General features: G+C 68.0%; 18 protein-coding genes. 11 read left to right on the top strand and 7 right to left on the bottom strand.

The genetic code is table 11. The features are described 5' to 3' along the window. The first annotated feature begins 192 nt into the window (after positions 1-192). On the top strand, positions 193-381 hold the full coding sequence (locus ACERNI_RS08940) for a hypothetical protein (protein ID WP_448832931.1): 189 nt from the start codon (positions 193-195) through the stop codon (positions 379-381). 167 nt (positions 382-548) lie between these two features. Further along, positions 549-1,430, top strand: coding sequence for a DUF6456 domain-containing protein (locus ACERNI_RS08935; protein WP_448832930.1), 882 nt, complete (start codon positions 549-551; stop codon positions 1,428-1,430). Between the two features lie 142 nt (positions 1,431-1,572). Here the strand turns inward: ACERNI_RS08935 and ACERNI_RS08930 are convergent, their stop codons facing one another. The 3 genes from ACERNI_RS08930 to ACERNI_RS08920 all read right to left on the bottom strand — a co-directional run bounded on the left by ACERNI_RS08930 (position 1,573) and on the right by ACERNI_RS08920 (position 2,964). Then, positions 1,573-1,839, bottom strand: a complete 267-nt coding sequence (locus ACERNI_RS08930; protein WP_448832970.1) for a GCG_CRPN prefix-to-repeats domain-containing protein — start codon at positions 1,837-1,839, stop codon at positions 1,573-1,575. Between the two features lie 286 nt (positions 1,840-2,125). Beyond that, positions 2,126-2,551 (bottom strand): SufE family protein, encoded by a 426-nt coding sequence (locus ACERNI_RS08925; protein ID WP_448832929.1) that lies wholly within the window; start codon positions 2,549-2,551, stop codon positions 2,126-2,128. A gap of 128 nt (positions 2,552-2,679) precedes the next feature. Beyond that, entirely contained in the window at positions 2,680-2,964 is a 285-nt protein-coding gene (locus tag ACERNI_RS08920) for a hypothetical protein (RefSeq protein ID WP_448832928.1), read from the bottom strand. Positions 2,965-3,343: 379 nt separating this feature from the next. On the opposite strand from ACERNI_RS08920, the gene ACERNI_RS08915 reads away from it, so the two are divergent. The 3 genes from ACERNI_RS08915 (at position 3,344) to ACERNI_RS08905 (ending at position 5,550) form a co-directional block, all read left to right on the top strand. Beyond that, positions 3,344-4,204, top strand: coding sequence for a sensor histidine kinase (locus tag ACERNI_RS08915; RefSeq protein ID WP_448832969.1), 861 nt, complete (start codon positions 3,344-3,346; stop codon positions 4,202-4,204). A gap of 133 nt (positions 4,205-4,337) precedes the next feature. Continuing rightward, positions 4,338-5,000: a peptidoglycan-binding domain-containing protein gene (locus ACERNI_RS08910; protein ID WP_448832927.1), complete on the top strand. Its 663-nt coding sequence runs from the start codon at positions 4,338-4,340 to the stop codon at positions 4,998-5,000. Positions 5,001-5,205: 205 nt separating this feature from the next. Beyond that, complete coding sequence (locus ACERNI_RS08905; protein WP_448832926.1) at positions 5,206-5,550, top strand: DUF1491 family protein; 345 nt, start codon at positions 5,206-5,208, stop codon at positions 5,548-5,550. Positions 5,551-5,610: 60 nt separating this feature from the next. On the opposite strand, the gene ACERNI_RS08900 is transcribed toward ACERNI_RS08905, so the two are convergent. Genes ACERNI_RS08900 through ACERNI_RS08890 form a run of 3 tightly spaced genes read right to left on the bottom strand, consistent with a single transcriptional unit; the run spans position 5,611 to position 9,007 of the window. Next, complete coding sequence (locus ACERNI_RS08900; RefSeq protein WP_448832925.1) at positions 5,611-6,168, bottom strand: DUF1254 domain-containing protein; 558 nt, start codon at positions 6,166-6,168, stop codon at positions 5,611-5,613. Further along, positions 6,165-6,725, bottom strand: a complete 561-nt coding sequence (locus ACERNI_RS08895; protein ID WP_448832924.1) for a DUF1214 domain-containing protein — start codon at positions 6,723-6,725, stop codon at positions 6,165-6,167. Before ACERNI_RS08895 ends, ACERNI_RS08900 begins: the two co-directional genes overlap by 4 nt. A 5-nt stretch (positions 6,726-6,730) precedes the next feature. Beyond that, entirely contained in the window at positions 6,731-9,007 is a 2,277-nt protein-coding gene (locus ACERNI_RS08890; RefSeq protein WP_448832923.1) for a transglycosylase domain-containing protein, read from the bottom strand. 140 nt (positions 9,008-9,147) lie between these two features. Between ACERNI_RS08890 and ACERNI_RS08885 the strand changes: the two genes are divergently transcribed. Then, complete coding sequence (locus ACERNI_RS08885; protein WP_448832968.1) at positions 9,148-9,693, top strand: YcgN family cysteine cluster protein; 546 nt, start codon at positions 9,148-9,150, stop codon at positions 9,691-9,693. A gap of 144 nt (positions 9,694-9,837) precedes the next feature. Here the strand turns inward: ACERNI_RS08885 and ACERNI_RS08880 are convergent, their stop codons facing one another. Continuing rightward, positions 9,838-10,665: a L,D-transpeptidase gene (locus tag ACERNI_RS08880; protein WP_448832922.1), complete on the bottom strand. Its 828-nt coding sequence runs from the start codon at positions 10,663-10,665 to the stop codon at positions 9,838-9,840. Positions 10,666-10,953: 288 nt separating this feature from the next. Between ACERNI_RS08880 and ACERNI_RS08875 the strand changes: the two genes are divergently transcribed. The 5 genes from ACERNI_RS08875 (at position 10,954) to ACERNI_RS08855 (ending at position 16,266) form a co-directional block, all read left to right on the top strand. Next, positions 10,954-11,625, top strand: coding sequence for a transglutaminase-like domain-containing protein (locus ACERNI_RS08875; protein WP_448832921.1), 672 nt, complete (start codon positions 10,954-10,956; stop codon positions 11,623-11,625). Between the two features lie 509 nt (positions 11,626-12,134). Continuing rightward, complete coding sequence (locus ACERNI_RS08870) at positions 12,135-12,908, top strand: lytic murein transglycosylase (protein ID WP_448832920.1); 774 nt, start codon at positions 12,135-12,137, stop codon at positions 12,906-12,908. Positions 12,909-13,460: 552 nt separating this feature from the next. Next, positions 13,461-13,730, top strand: a complete 270-nt coding sequence (locus tag ACERNI_RS08865) for a hypothetical protein (RefSeq protein WP_448832919.1) — start codon at positions 13,461-13,463, stop codon at positions 13,728-13,730. Beyond that, a complete protein-coding gene (locus ACERNI_RS08860) occupies positions 13,648-14,979 on the top strand; it encodes a DNA-packaging protein (protein ID WP_448832918.1) in 1,332 nt (443 codons plus the stop codon). The genes ACERNI_RS08865 and ACERNI_RS08860 overlap by 83 nt, the downstream gene beginning before the upstream one ends. Before the next feature lie 75 nt (positions 14,980-15,054). Next, entirely contained in the window at positions 15,055-16,266 is a 1,212-nt protein-coding gene (locus ACERNI_RS08855; protein ID WP_448832967.1) for a phage portal protein, read from the top strand. The last annotated feature ends 44 nt before the right edge of the window (positions 16,267-16,310 follow it).

The raw sequence follows: 16,310 nt of genomic DNA, 5'->3' as shown, positions 1-16,310 counted from the left end.
CAGATGCGCTTCAACGGCGCCGTTATCAAGGTCAGGCTGTTGCGGGGGGCTAATGATCCTGGCCCATGAGGCTTGCCCCATGAGGCGTACCCATGAGGCGTACCCCATGAGTTCTGCCCGACGGTTCTTGCCTCACGATCCGCCTGCGCGTCTGGCAAGCGGCGGGTGCGGGGCCGCGCGGCGAACGGAGATATGGCGGCGCCGATTGCCGCGAAGCTGGCGCTGGTGCTGAAACGGCTTGACTCTCGCGCGGATTTAGGAATTATTACCTATAAATCATCTGTCCTGAAACTGGCCCGCGCGGCGATCCGCAAGGCTGGCGGACGGCGGATTGTCGCTGCATCCATCTGTGGAGGATATGCCATATGGAACAAAAAGTGAACAATAATCCTGTGCCTGCCTTCATCCAGTCCGCCGCAGCGCCCGGCGCCCCAGTTCCCGGCGCTGTTGCGCCGGCCAGGCGACAAACCGGCCGGAAGGCGCGTCGCGGCCCTGATGGGCAGGGAGGGCGCGGGCCGGAAGCGCGGGCGCAGGGGGAGGCAACGCGGTTGCTCGCGCGCCTTGCCGTTCCCGGCGCCTTTCTCGGGCCATCGGCTGACGGTCGCGATGCATGGAGCATAGGCGTCACCGGCGCGCGCCGTCTGGCTGGCGGCGGCGGCGTCAGCCTGGCGGGCGGCGTCGTTAGCGGCGAAACCGTACGGGAGCTGCTGTCGGCGGGGGTGCTGGAGCAGGTCGCCGGGGCGGCGCGCCAGCGCCTGGCGCTGTCGGGGGCCGGGCATGCCCGGCTGCGGCGCGCGGAGGCAGCCGGGGCTTCTTCCGACGCTCGCTCCGCCAATCCCGCTGCCAATCCCGCCGCCAACCCTTCTGTCAACGCTTCTGCCAACCCCTGGCTGGCGCAGCACGCCGATCTGGCTGACGGGGAGCGGCGCGTCGACGGCGAAATGCGGCGGGTGCGCATCAACCATGCCGAGAGTCCGCTGGCGTGGCTGCGCCGCCGTCGCGACCGTTCAGGCGCGGCGATGATCGACGAAATTGCCTTCGCGGCCGGCGAGCGCCTGCGCGCCGACATGACCCGGGCGCGGATGACGCCGCGCGTCACGGCCAGTTGGGAGCCGGCGGCTTCCGCCGGCAATGGCGCCCGCCTGCGCCAGGAGCCAGGCGACATGGCCCTGGCGGCGCGCCAGCGCGTCGCTCGCGCTTTGGCGGCGGCCGGCGACGAGTTCGCCGGGGTTCTGGTGGATGTCTGCGGTTTTCTGAAGGGGCTGGAGCAGGTGGAGCAGGAGCGGGGCTGGCCCGCGCGCTCCGGCAAACTCATCCTGCGCATGGCGCTGGCGCGCCTTGCCGCCCACTACGGTCTTTCCGCCGTCCAGGGCCCGGAGAGGGCCCGCACCCGCGCCTGGCGCGGCCAGGACAATGTCCGTTCATGCTGAAGCGAATTTTTTGCTCCAGCTGCATGTCCGGCGCCCTGGGGGGCGTCGGACATGTTGACGGCGGACCACCATATGGCGGCGCGCGTCCGTCGTTCAGGGGCAGGGCGTCAATGAGCCCGGTTCAACCCCGGTCTCGCGGAGCTCAGCGGCAGACCCGGCGCGGGCCGTGCGGCGTATGTTGGGTGAAGCAATGATTGCGCGGAGCCGGTCCGTGGAACTGGCGCGAGACGCCAACGGCTGGCCGGCGCGGCTCTTGGCGTGCCTCTTGGCGCGGCCTGTGAGCCAGTTCGCGCCCACGAACGCAGCGGCCGTTCGGCGCCCGCCAGCTGCCATGGCCACAACCATTGGCGACCTGGGTGATCAGGCTGGCGTCCTGCCCCGCAAGGTTTGCGCCGCGGGTTCCGGGCATGGCGAAAGCGCCCGAAGCGAACAGGATGGCGGCCGCGATGGCGCTGGCGAAAATTCCGGCTTTCACTATGATTTATTTGTGTTTTCTGGCGCGACCGACGCGTCGTCCGGCTACCGCCCAATGGCCCGACGGGGCGCCGCGAGGGGCAACCTGTCAATACGGCGGCGCGTGCGATGAGGAAGACGTCAGAACGGGATGCGCTTGAACAGAACCGAAGGGTTGCTTCAACTTTTGGCTTCGGATGATTTTCCGCGCAGGAGTGGCGTCCACTTGTCCGCGGCGGGCTCTAGCCGGCCAGCGCGGCGGCGGCGTCGGCCTTGATGCGGTTCACCATGGAATTCAGGCCGTTGGAGCGTTGCGGCGTCAGATGCCCGGCGAGGCCAAGCTGACGAAACAGCGCCTGCGCGTCGGCGGCGACAATCTCCTGCGCCGGGCGGCCCGAAAAAAACGCCAGGGCGACGGCGACGAGGCCGCGAACGATATGGGCGTCGCTGTCGCCGGTGAAGTGCAGAACCGGGCCTGCGCCTGTCTGCTCGACCTGGCTTTCAAGCCAGACCTGGCTGGCGCAGCCGCGCACCTTGTTGGCGTCGGTATGCGCCGCCTCCGGCATTGGCGGCAGGGCGCGGCCAAGCTCGATCAGATAGCGATAGCGGTCTTCCCAGTCGTCAAGAAAGGCGAAGTCGTCGATGATGGCGTCAATGGCTGCGGACATGCGCCCATCCATAAAGCATTTTGGAGGAAACTGGCTACCGCCCCGCGCGAAAGACGCGTGGGTTGGCCGGGGTGGCTTCGGGTTGCCTGGCGGCGCGGATGGCCCGCATGCGAAGCCGGCTGGCCGCTTCAGGGCCTGGCGTTGACCTGCCGGGCCGGGGCGGCTTTTTCATGCTCATGTGATGCGGCCGGCTTTCCGGCGGAAAGCGTCTCCACGAGCCATTTCAGCAGCCCGGCCTGCTCGGCGCCGCCAGCTGCGACGATCGCCGCGGCCTTGCGCGCCTCCGGCAGGGCGGATTGGGTGGCGAGCGCCGCTTTGGCGAGGCCATCAAGGGTTTCGCGCTCGGTCAGGCCATTCACCGGCGACAGGGCATAAACGATCGCGATGCAGATGATGCACTTCAGAAGACGCATGGCGGCGGCTTGTCCTGTCCGGGGCCCGGGGCGCGTCCCTGCCTCCTGTGGATGGCCCCACTGTTTCCCGAACCGCTTTAGCATTGCGTAAACGGGCGTCTGACATTGTCCTTTCAGGGGGCTGGGAAACGGCCGGCGGCGCGGTGGTCGCCGGTTCCGGGTTTCCAGAGCATCATGCGGAGAGGCGGACGCCGCCTGTTCGCGAACAATCATGCGACGCCAAAAAATTGGGGCGGGAATGCGGTTCAGCCTGAACGCATCGCGCTCCGGACGCCGCGCCAGGCCGGATCCTGTATCCGGCGGCGGGCAGGCTTTCTACAGGGCCTTGGCAAGACCTGCGCGCGCGTGGGCAGTCAAAGGGGGTTCGGCAGTGTTTCGCATGCTTACGGCGGCCAGGGCTCTGCGCGCGTGGAACGCCCTGTTCGGCGAGTGCAGGGAGACGACCGCGCGGGCGGGCGCCATCTCTGGTCGCGTCGCTGGCGTCCAGCCTGCGCCCGATGCGCTGGCCGTGCTCGGCCACGAGTTGCGCACGCCGCTGGCCGCGCTCATGGGCTACACAGAAATGCTCGCCGGCGCCGGGCAATTGACCGAGGCGCAGAGCCGCGCCTGGTCGGCAAGCGCCTATGCGGCGGCCAGCCACCTGAATGCGCTCGTCACCTCGGTGCTTGAGAGCGGCGTAGAGGGGCTTGGCGCGCCTTCCAGCAATCGTGAAATCGTTGATGCCGGCGCGCTTGTCGCGGGCTGCTGCGATTTCGTCCGGCCTGACGCGTCCGCGCGGGGCGTCAATCTTTACAGCCCGGCGCCGGGTTCGGGACCGGAGCTGCATTGCGATCCGCGCGCCGTCCGGCAGATTGTGCTGAATCTGCTGGCGAACGCCATCAAATTCACGCCGCCTGGCGGCGACGTGCGCCTTGAAGCGAAGCTGGAGGACGGCATGGTGGCGCTCACCGTCACCGACACCGGCATTGGCCTTGACGAGGCGGGGCGACGCCAGGCGGCCGCCCGCCAGGCTTCCGCGGGTGCTGAAGCTGCTGGTCTTGAACCGACGGGACTTGGCATCGGCCTGCTGCTCGTCCGCTCCCTCGCCAGCCTGCACGGCGGGGAAGTCCAGATACACGCTGGCGAGAGCGCCGGGACGGTGGCGCGCGTCGCCCTGCCATCCGGCGCCGTCGCTCCCGCCAGTGAAACCAGCGCCGGATCAACGCGCGCGTCCCATATGATGGTGCCCTGCCTTGCGTGAAGCTCTCGCCAGATCCCAAAACGATTTTGTCCAGTACGAGCGCGCGGGGGGCAATCCCAGGCGCTCACAGGCGAATGCGCGGGGCCGGTCGGGCGGTGTTGGCGCCAGGGTCCGTCCCGATGAAGACCGCGGCGTGCTCACCGCCCTGCGGCGCCGGCTGCTGGCGCGGCCAGGACGCGCCGCGTTCATCATTGCCTCCACGGGCCTGGCAATGGGCGTGTTCGTCAATGCCCTGGCGATGCAGCACGGCGCGCATCCCAATCCGATGTTCGGCAGCAGCCGGCCGGTGACAGTCATGGCCCATCCGCCCGCCGCTGTCAGACCGCCGCCGGCGAAGCCGCCGGCCGCCCAGCCGCAACAGGCTGTGGCGCGCGAGGCCGCCGCGGGGCAGGGCGCGGCGCCCGCGCCGGCCGTCGCTCCAGAAACGGCCGCGCGGCGTGGCGACGCCATTGGCGACCTGCTGAAGGGCGGCTCCGCTCCAATGCCGCCGCCACGGCCTGCCGCAGCGCCGCAGACGCACGCGGCGCAGCCGGCGGCCGCCAAACCCCAGCCGGCGGCCGCCAAGCCCCAGCCGGCGGCGCCTGCCAAACCCCAGCCGGCTCCCCAGGTGGCGTCGGCCCAGAAGGCGCTGGGCAAACTGGGTTTTGGCGCGCTCGATGCCGATGGCCGGATGGGCCCCGGCACCCGCGCCGCCATTGAGCGCTTCGAAAAAGCCAGGGGCTTGCCGGTGACCGGCGAACTCAATCCGAAAACGCTCAAGGCCTTGGGAGCGGCGGCTGGAGCGCCAATCCGCTAGAGCATAATCCGACCGGAGTGAAACGAGGATCGACAAGATTATGCGGCAAAATCAGGAAACTGGAGCGCCAGTCTGATGCAGTCAGATTGAAAAGCGGTCCAGAGCGCTTTCCGATCAGGATTCGCTCAAAAGGATGCAGGAGTTTTTCGATCCATTTTGATCGGTAAGGCTCCATGGCGATGGGAAAGACCGGAAGGAGATTGCCATGGGCGCTGCGCGTCTGCGCTCGGATTTCTGGGCGTCAGCCTATATTCGCCGCTGCGCCACGGAGGATGTTGTCGCGGTGTTGCGCCGGCGCGGCGCGGCGGAGGCCGGCGCCATATTCGTCAAGCTCGATTGTCTCGACGGGACGGCGCGGCTGTTCGGCCCGGCGCCACAGAGCCTGATGGTCGACGATGATGGCGAGCGCCGTTTTGTTGAAATTCCGCTGCCGGACAACACGCCGCTGGCGGCCGAGGAAAAACTGCGTCGCGAACTGAACTTCGATGCGGATCTCTGGATCGTCGAGGTTGAGGATCGCGCCGGGAGGCATTTTCTCGATCTGGCGTGACGGCGAAAGCCCGGGGCGTCCGCATTTCCGCTGGCCCGCGTGGATATTCGCCAGGCGACGTCATTCCTCTGGCGTGCAGGTCACGCCGAGTATCGCCCTGGCCGCCCGCTCCCGCCAGGCTGGCGAGGCGGTGACGGCGCGGACCACCGCGAGGCCCCGCCCGGTGGATGAGACAACCTCGATCGCATCGTCTTCCGCATCGTCCGGCTGCGTCAGCCGACGCTCTTCCTGCTGCGCCGCAGTCATGATCGCCAGCGTCACGGCGCCGCGCACCGCTGCCCGATCGCTGAGCGAATAAATCACCCGGCCGTTGCGGTCATGGATCGACAGGGTCTGCACCAGCCCCGACGACGGCATGACGATGCGCACGGGGCCGTCGTGCAGGTCCCAGGCGCAGACGCCGCGCGCCGCGGCCGGATCATCGCCGATGCCCGCCGTCCGTTTTTCGTCATGGGGAATCAACTGGGCCTCGCCATTGGCGCCCAGCCCGACATAACGGGAGAAGGCGTCCGCGCGCGCCACCGCCGGTATGCGCAGGATAATCGCCAGATGGACGATGGCCCCGAGCAGCAGGCCGGCGATGATCGAGATGACGATGTCGGAGCTGCGCAGTTTCACGGGCAGCTCCTCCGGCGGATGACGGGCGTGACCTGGTCCGCCACGTGCGGGCGGGTGGTGAAGCCCGTGGGGCTGTCATACAGGCGCAGGGTGAGGCGGAAGGGGCCGCTGGATGGCGCGCGCAACCACGCGCCAGGCGATGGCGTCGTGGAAATCGCGATGGCCAGGGCTCCGCCCGGTCCGCGCAGCAGCCCCTCCGATGTCAGGCTGGCGGGCGGCTCATCGGCGGCCTTGTAACCAGCTGGCGCCGCCGTCAGCGTCCAGATGCGGGCCTCAGGGGTTGGGCCGGTCATCTCGTAGCTACAGGAGCTGGAGAGCGGACGGCCCTCGCTGTCGAGATCAGCAACAAGCTCCACGCCCTCGCCAGTTCCCAATTGCAACGCCCCGCTGCGCTGGATGATCGCCCGCGCGTAAGGATCAATCGCGGGGCCGCCCGTGGATGGCCAGGCCCGCCACTGCCCCAGTTGCACCGCGCCGGTCGGCGGTTGCTCGCTCAACGCCAGCCAGGCCGAGCCAAAGCCGGTGAGCGCCGCCACAAGCAGGGTGGTGAACGTCATGATGATCAGCCGCAACGGGAACCGCTCCTGGACGCGTTGCTGTTGACGCCGCCATCGCAGGCCGCCGCATTCCGGGCGTCCGCGCGGGGTGAGCCGGGGGCGGGGCGGCGATCGCCAGGGGGCTGTGGGCCGGTGGTTTCGGCGGCGCGGCCTGACTGGTTTTTGAGCACGCCTGAGAACAGGGCGCCGATATCGTTGAGCGCCGGCGCGCTATGGGCGGACACCACATCCGCCCGCACCGCCGCGTCGGCGGCGCTGGCGATTGCCGGCGGCGGGTTTTGGGATGCGCCGGCCGGCGGCGGCTCGACGCCTGGCAGCGGCCTGATGCGCACGGCCCGGTGCAGCGGCTCCATCATTTCACGCCAGGTCTGGGCTGGCAGGGTGCCCCCGGTCATTTTGTTGGTCGAGGAGAAGTCGTCGTTGCCCATCCAGATCGCCGCGACGTAGTTGCCGGTATAGCCCCCGAACCAGCCATCGCGATAGGCGTTGGTGGTGCCGGTTTTGCCGGCGACGCGCACCCCGTCGATTCGCGCCCGCCGGCCGGTGCCTTCTTCCACCGCCTTGGTCAGCATCACGTTGATGTCGGTGACCACGTTGGCCGGCAGCACCCGCACGGGCGGCGGCGCGTCCCGGTCATGCTGCCACAGCACCTGGTCGTGGCTGCTGCGGATTTCGGCGGCGCTCCATGCCTTTGCCCGGAAGCCGCCATTGGAGAAGACGGCGAAGCCAGAGGTGTGCTCGATGATCTTCACCTCGGCTGAACCGATGGGCAGCGAGGTGGAATCGCGCAATTCATGCTCCAGGCCCATGGATTTCGCGACTTCGATGATGCGGGCGCGGCCAATGCGGGCGTTGCCCTTGCCGAGCATGATCGACAGCTTCACGGGGATGGAGTTGATCGATTTCACCAGCGCCGTGGTCAGCGACATGGAGCCGGCGAACGAGCGGCCATAATTGGCCGGGCACCAGTTGCCGATGCACACGGGGCTGTCGACCACCGTGCTGGTGGGCGTGACCACGCCGGCCAGCAGCGCCGTGGCGTAGACGTAAGGCTTGAACGACGAGCCTGGCTGGCGCAGCGAATCCGTGGCGCGGTTGAACTGGCTGGCGCCGTAGTCGCGGCCGCCAACGAGGGCGCGCACGGCGCCATCCGGCTCCATCACCACCGTGCCGGCCTGCGCGGCGCCCCACTGCGAGCCATACTGGCGCAAGGCGTTTTCGATGGCGCTTTCCGCGCTGCGCTGGGCCAGCGGATCAAGGGTGGTGCGCACGGTCAGCACCCGGTCGTCGCCGAGCTTGCCGGCCTCCGCCATGGCGCGGACGTCGTCATAGGCCCAGTCGAGAAAATAATCCGGGCTGAAGTCGCGTTTGCGGTCCAGCGCCGTCGCCGGATTGCGCTTGGCCGAAGTGACCTGGCCGGCGGTGAGCATGCCCGCGTCGACCATGTTGTCGAGCACGTCGCTGGCCCGGGCCCGGGCGGCCGGCAGGTTGATGTGCGGCGCATAGCGGGTCGGCGCCTTGAACAGCCCGGCCAGCATGGCTGATTCGGCCAGGGTGAGATCCCGCGCCGACTTGCCAAAATAGAAATCCGCCGCCGCCGCGGCGCCGAAATTCCCGGCGCCCATGTAGACCCTGTCGAGATACAGCTTCAGAATCTGGGGCTTGCTCAGCCGCGTTTCCAGAAACAGCGCCAGAAAGGCTTCCTTGATCTTGCGCTCCAGCGACCGCTCGTTGCTGAGGAAGATGTTCTTGGCCAGCTGCTGGGTGATGGTGGAGCCGCCCTGGACGACGCCGGACGAATTGGCGTTGACGGTGAGGGCCCGCGCCGTTCCCATCGGGTCGATGCCATAGTGATCGAAGAAACGCCGGTCCTCCGTGGCGAGCACCGCGCTGATGAAATAATCCGGATAATCCTTCAATTCGAGGGCGTCGTTCTGGCGGATGCCGCGCCGGCCGATCTCGACGCCGTAACGATCCAGAAAGGTGACGGCCAGGTCCGTCTGCTTCAGCCAGTCGTCACGCTCGGTCAGGCGAAAGGCGGGCTGGGCAAGGGCGACCAGCACCACGCCGGCGCCGACGCCAAGGGTCATGGCTTCACAGGAAAGGTCGACGGCGACCTTGCGGAAGCCTGAGACGGCGAACCTGTCGGTGAAGTCCCGCCAGGCCTGCCACGCTTCACCAGCGCGCGCGCCGAGCGTATACAGCCCGGAGTCGATGCGCGCATCAATGGCGAGCGCGAGATGCCGGATCTTCGTCGTCAGCGAACCCTTGCCTGGCGCCACAGTCCGTGATCCCTGCCTCCAGTGGACGCCGCCGCACAGGCGCGTCCGGACAACTGGCAGTATAACAGGCGAGGGGGCGGGGCGTCAGCCTTGCCGGATATGGGAGCGATTGTTTGGTTAAGCAGCGTTGCAATCCTGACATGGTCCCGGCCGACGCGCCGGAGCCCTTCTGGCGCGTCACGGCGCTGGAAGACATGGACGACCAGCAATGGGAGAGCCTGTGCGACGGCTGCGGACGCTGCTGCCTGATCAAGCTGGAGGACGAGGACACCGGCCGCATCCACTACACCGACGTGGGTTGCCAGTTGCTCGATGGCGACACCTGTCGCTGCCGGGACTATCCGAACCGCCAGAGCCAGGTGCCCGACTGCGTGCGGCTGACGCCGGACGTGGTGCGAACCCTGACATGGCTGCCGCCGACCTGCGCCTATCGCCTGCTGCGCGAGGGCGCCGATCTGCCCTGGTGGCATCCGCTGGTCTCCGGTGATCCCGAGACGGTGGCGGCGGCCGGCGTCTCGGTGCGCGGGCGCCTCAGCGGCTCGGAGCAGAACATGGAGCCGGAGGAACTGGTTGATCGCATCGTGCGCTGGCCAGACCGTGTGCCGCGCCAGAGCATTCTGAAGCAGGGCGGGCGCCGATCTGCCTCCGGCAAAAGCGCCAGATCAAAAAGCATCAAACCGGAATGATGCCCCAAAGGGCCCGCCGCCGGCGGCTGCCAGGCGCCTTGCCGGCGCGGCCGGGCCCCGTGCGGAAACGGCCCAGTTCAGGACTGGCCAAGGTCAGAACTGGGTAAGGTCAGAACAGGCCAGTCAGAAAGCGCTTGCGCCGGTTCAGGCCGGCGCGGCTTCCGCCGGCTTGCGCTTCTTTTTCGGCCGGGCGGCGGCGGGCTGGCTCATGCCGTTGTGACCAGGGCCAGAGAGCACCACAACTTTCGCGCCCAGCGGCGTGCGGGCGTAAAGGTCCATCACATCCTGATTGACCATGCGGATGCAGCCTGACGATACGCGCGAACCAATGGTGCGCGGCTCATTGGTGCCGTGGATGCGGAACAGGGTGTCCTTGCCATTCTGGTACAGATACAGCGCCCGGGCGCCGAGCGGATTGCGCAAGCCGCCGGCCACGCCGACGCCGCTCTGCAGCTTGACAACGGTCTTCTTCAGTTCCGGCTGCCGGTCGATCATCTCCTTCGGCGGATACCAGTCCGGCCATTCCTGCTTGCTGTTGATGGTGGCTTCGCCCGACCAGCCAAAGCCTTCGCGACCAACGCCGACGCCATAGCGGACTGCGACGCCGCCGGGCTGCACCAGATACAGATAGCGGCGCGCCGGATCGATGACGATCGTGCCAGGGGGCTCCGCGCCGTTGTACGCCACCTTGCGGCGCAGGAACGCCGGATTGACGCTGCCCTGGGGCACGCCCGGAATTGGGAATTTGTCACCCGGAACCGGCGCATACATCGCGGCGTAGTCGTCCGGCGTCGGATCGCTCAGTGGCGGGGGCGGTGGAGGCGGCTGGTTCTGCGGCGGGGCGGCGCTTCCGGGGGCGGCCGCCGTCTTTTGCAATTCATTCTCCAGGCTGCCGGGGCCGCGTGTCTGGCAGGCGGCGAGAGCGAGCGTGGAGGCGGCCAGGAGAATGGAACGGCGAGACAGAACCTGCATGACAGCTCCGGTGACAGGCGGCCCGGGCGCACGACCGGTCCCGGTCCGGCAGTGCGTGTGACGACGGGACGTGTCTGAAGAGAGGGAAACGCGCGGGTGAAGCGTCTGGAAAACGCTGGATGACAATCAGGATATGTCGACGATGGCGTAAAGCGTGTGGCGCTGCAACACACCCGCGCCACAATCAGGCGCGCCGGCGCGCCATGGTCCCGCAAACGCCCGGCCAGCCTTGACCTTGGGACCTCCCTCCGCAAAAGTCCGTCCATCAAAGAAATGGGAGAAAGCGCCATGACCGAAGACGAAATCCGGATCTGGACCGGCCCTGGCGATTATGTCGATTCGGATCATCCCGCCATTGTCGCCTTTGCGCATGAGGTCGCTGGCGCCGCAGCCACGCCGCGCGAACGGGCGCGACTGATCTATCGGGCGGTGCGGGAGCTCCGCTACGATCCCTATGTGACCTGGGGGCCGGAGGTGTTCCGCGCCTCCAGCGTGCTCGCCGCCGGTCGCGGCTATTGCGTCGGCAAGGCGGCGGTGATGGCCGCCGCCTGCCGCGCCGCGGGCGTGCCGGCGCGCGTTGCCTTCGCCGATGTGACCAATCATCTGGCGACGCCGCAACTGCTGGAGCGCATGGGCTCCAATATCTTTTACTGGCACGGCTTCACCGAGGTGAACCTGGATGGGCGCTGGGTCAAGGTCAGCCCCACGTTCAATGCTTCGCTGTGCGACAAGCTTGGCGTTGCGCCGCTCGAGTTCGACGGCGAAAACGACGCCCTGATGCAGGCATTCGATGGCGCGGGCAACGCCTTCATGGCCTATCTGGCCCAGCATGGGGCTTTCCACGACGTCCCGGCCAAACACATCATGGCGGAGATGGCGATGCGCTATCCTGCGCCGTTGAGCCGCGACGGGGCAAAACCCGACATGGAGGCGGAAGCCGCGGCGCTGGCCGCCGGCTAGACATTTGGGTGAGAGCGCGGCGTGCAAGCCGCGTCGCGCTCCAGGGAGCGCCAAGACAGTAACGCACATCCGGCGACGTGGTTTCGCCGGGCGTGTGCAAGGACGCGCGCAAGGGCGGGGGGCTGTTCACGCTCAGCCGGGCTGTCGCCAGGGTTCCCCCCCGAGGTTCGCCGTTGTGACGTGTTTCCGGACCAGACCTTGTCCGGCAGTCGGCAAGGCCAGCGCGGGGCCAGATTGCCGTTGGCCACAGGCATTTGCCGCCAGCGGCGGCGCCGGATCATTAACCATTTCTCTGTCAGAGTCCGCGCGCAGTTTTCAACTGAACGCATATGACGGACGATACGGCTAGCGGATTGGACCGGGACTTTCGCGCCGGAGCTCAACCCGTTGGCGCCAATCCGTGTTTTCCCGACGGTCACCGCGCGCCGTAATGGCCGCATGCAGTGGAGCGACAGATGAACTTCAAGCGTATGAGAGGTTTGGCAATCGCGGCGCTGGCTGGAGCCGGAATGACCATGGCCGCCAGCGCCGCCAGCGCCGCCCAGTGCGGCAATGGTCCTGAAGGTTTCGGCGCCTGGCTGGGCCAGTTCAAGCAGGAGGCCGCCGCCGCCGGCATCAGCCCCGCCGTCATCAACGCGGCGCTCGGCGATGCCGCCTATGACCGGCGCATCATCGGCCTTGACCGCAACCAGAAACATTTCAAGGTCAGCTTCGAGAAGTTTATCGCCAATCGGGTCAGCCCCGGCCGCATCGCCAAGGGCAGGCAAATGATGCAGCGGCACGCCAGCACCCTGCGCCGCATCGAGTCGCAATATGGCGTGCCTGGCGAGATCGTGGTGGCGATCTGGGGCATGGAGACGGACTACGGCGTGGTGCGCGGCAATATCCCGGCGTTCCGCGCCCTGGCGACCCTGGCCTATGATTGCCGCCGCACTGGCTTCTTCACGCGGCAGCTCATGGACGCCCTGCGCGTTGTGCAGCGCGGCGATCTGAGCCCGCAGCAGATGCGCGGCGCCTGGGCTGGCGAAATCGGCCAGGCCCAGTTCATGCCCTCGGCTTACTACCGTTATGCGGTGGATTTCGACGGCAACGGCCACGCCGACCTCATCAACAGCGCCACCGACACTCTCGGCTCCATCGCCAATTATCTGCGCGGACACGGCTGGTCCCGCGGCGCCGGCTACCACCCGGGCCAACCGAATTTCGCCGTGATGCGCGAGTGGAACAAGGCGGAAGTCTATGCCCGGGCGCTCGGTTATTTCGCTGACAAGCTGAAAAACTGAACCGCGGGCGGGGCGCGGCGCAAGGCTGGCGGTGTGATTGTTGTTTTTGGGAAAATTGTCCTTGACATGCGTACGCTGCCAGGCTATGTTTTGTACATGCTGAAGAATTGTGGCTGGGGCGCTGGATGTCCCGGCGGGCGCAGCTGGCCGAGACATCAAGATATGTTTCGGGTTGCTTGATCCGGTTGCAGCTGCATCACAGATTTTCTTTGAAGTTTTTCTAAAAAGCCGCGCCTCTGGCGCGGTTTTTTTGTTGCCTGCGCCATCCGTCAGGGCCGCCGGATATCTGGCTGCCGGATATCTGGAGGTCTCATGTCCACGACCGGGAAGGGGGCAAGGCGGGCGGGCCAGGAGGCGCAAGCGGAAACGGCTGGCAAGTCCGGCGCGGCCAGACGCAAGCCGACCGTGCGTTCGCCGTCGCGGCGCGCCCGGACGCCTCGGGCAGCGGCGCCAGCAAAAGCAGTGGCAAAAACGCCCGCAAGGGCACGGGCAAAAGCCTCCGCAAGGCGGCCGCAGCTGGTCGCCCGCCTGTGGGCCGCCGCCGAACGCCACATGAGTGAAATCGAATCCGCCCTGGCGGCGACGCCTGGCGACGGGATTGCCCGTGAACGCGAGGCGAAGCTGATGGCCATGCTGGTGCGCGTCGCCGCCGGCCTTGCCGCGCTGGAGCGCACGGTTGCAAGCGAAACTTCAGGCAAGGAGGCCCAGGGCGATGACGCTGGAGCAGGACTGCCTGACGATGTCGACGGCTTCCGCCACGCGCTTGCGGAGCGCATTGCTGCGCTGCGCCGATTTGGGGCTGCTGACGACATTTCTGAATGAACTGTCGCCGCGCGCCCTGGCGCGGCTGGCCGCCGACTGGCCGCTGTTCGCCAGGTTCGACCAGATGCCGCCGCCTGGCGACTGGACCATCTGGCTGATGATCGGCGGGCGCGGGGCCGGCAAGACCAGGGCCGGCGCGGAATGGGTGCGCGGCATGGCCCTGGGGCTGCCGCCCTTTGCGGCGGCGCCCGCCGGGCGCATTGCTCTGGTGGGGGAAACCTATGCCGATGTGCGCGATGTGATGATTGAGGGCGTTTCGGGCCTGCTGTCGCTTGGCGGGGCCAGCCGGCCGGCCTGGTCCCCGGCGCGCCGCCGGCTGGAATGGCCGAATGGCGCCGTCGCCCAGGCGTTCTCCGCCGAAGATCCGCAAGGGCTGCGGGGGCCGCAGTTCGCGGCGGCCTGGTGCGATGAGCTGTGCAAATGGCGCAACGCCAGCGAAACCTGGGACATGCTGCAATTCGGCCTGCGCCTTGGAGCGCATCCACGCCAGCTGGTCACCACGACGCCGCGGCCGATGCCGCTGTTGCGCGCCCTGATGGCTGATCCACGCGCCGTGCTGTCGCGGGCCCGCACCCGGGACAACGCGGCCAATCTGGCGCCGGCGTTTCTGGAGGCTGTGGTTGGCCGCTACGCCGGCACGCGGTTGGGGCGGCAGGAACTGGACGGCGAACTGGTGGAGGAACGCTCCGACGCCCTGTGGTCGCGCGCCGCCATTGAGGCCGCGCGGGTTGCGCAGGCGCCGCCATTCGCCCGCCTTGTCGTGGCCATCGACCCACCGGCCAGCTCCGGCCGCCGCGCCGACCGCTGCGGCATTGTGGCGGCGGGGCGGGCCGCTGACGGCGTTATCTACGTGCTGGAGGACGCCACCCTTTCTCGCGCCACGCCGGCAGCCTGGGCCGCCCGCGCCATCGCGCTCTATCACCGCCACGCCGCCGATGCGCTGGTGGTGGAGGTGAACCAGGGCGGCGAGATGGCGACCGCCGTGCTGCGCCAGTGCGACGCCGCCGCGCCGGTGACGCCGGTGCGGGCGACGCGCGGCAAATATGTCCGCGCCGAGCCGGTCGCCGCATTGGCCGAACAGGGGCGGCTGAAGTTCTGTGGAACTTTCCCGGAGCTGGAAGACGAGCTTTGTGATTTTGGGCCGGACGGCCTTTCCGGCGGGCGTTCGCCTGACCGGATGGACGCCATGGTCTGGGCCGTCACCGCCCTGATGGGGGATGGCGCGCCGCCGCGCATCCGGTCGCTGTGACGCTGGGGCAAGCCAGGCTCAGGGGTGCATTCAGGACAATTCAGGGAGAACGCCATGCCGCGTCTGTTGCGCCGGTTGCTGGACCGTCTGTCGCCGCCGCTGGAAGCGCCCGCCATCCAGGAAAGCCAGCAAGATCAATCTGGTCAGGAGAACCACGCGAAACTGGAGCGCCGGTCGGCGGCGGGCGCCTTTGTGGCGTGGTCGACGCCGGGGCGGCCGGTGTGGTCTGCGCGGGACTATGGCGCCTTCGCCCGTGAGGGCTTTCAGGCCAACGCCATCGCCCACCGTTGCGTGCGGCTGGTGAGCGAGGCCGCCGCGTCGGCGCCGCTGCTGCTTTATGAGGGGCGGCGCGAGCTGACCAGCCATCCGCTGCTTGACCTGCTGGCCCGACCCAACCCGCACGAGGGCGGCGGCGTGTTGCTGGAGGCGATCTATGGGCATTTGCTGGTGGCCGGCAACGCTTACGTCGAAGCCGTGCAACTCGATGATGTTCCGCGCGAACTCTACGCGCTGCGGCCAGACCGCATGCGCGTGGTTCCCGGCGCCGACGGCTGGCCCGAAGCCTGGGAATATACCGTGGGCGGGCGTAGCGTGCGTTTCCGCCGCGCCGCCGGTCGCATCAGCCCCATCCTGCATCTGAAACAGTTCCACCCGGCCGACGATCACTACGGCTTTTCCGCCATGGAGGCGGCGGCGACCGCGCTGGATCTGCACAATGCCGCTTCGGCCTGGAACAAGGCGCTGCTCGACAACGCGGCCCGGCCGTCCGGGGCGCTGGTGTATTCCGGCGCGCAGGGCGCCGGGCTGAGCGACGCCCAGTTCACCCGGCTGCGGGCTGAAATGGAAGCGCAATTCCAGGGCGCGGCCAACGCCGGGCGCCCGTTGCTGCTCGATGGCGGTCTGGACTGGAAGCCGTTGTCGCTGACGCCAAAAGACATGGATTTCATCGAGGCCCGGGCGGCGGCGGCGCGGGAGATCGCGCTGGCGCTCGGGGTGCCGCCGCTGCTGCTGGGCCTGCCGGGCGACAGCACCTACAGCAATTATGCCGAGGCCAACCGCGCCTTCTGGCGTCAGACCGTGTTGCCGCTGACGCGCCGCACCGCCGCCAGCCTGGCGCACTGGCTGACGCCGGCCTGGGGGCATGGTCTGCGTCTTGAACCGGATCTGGACGCCATTGAGGCGCTGTCGACGGAGCGCGAGGCGTTGTGGCGCCGGGTCAGCGCCGCGTCGTTTCTGAGCGACGGCGAAAAACGCGAAGCCGTCGGGTACGGAGCCGGAGCATCATGATGAATGTGCAACAGATGTTTTTCTTTAGTATTAATGTTTTTTAC

It is taken from the genome of Camelimonas sp. ID_303_24 (genome assembly GCF_053543495.1).
Note: the sequence above shows the minus strand (reverse complement) of the source record. Positions and strands in the feature narration are given on the sequence as shown.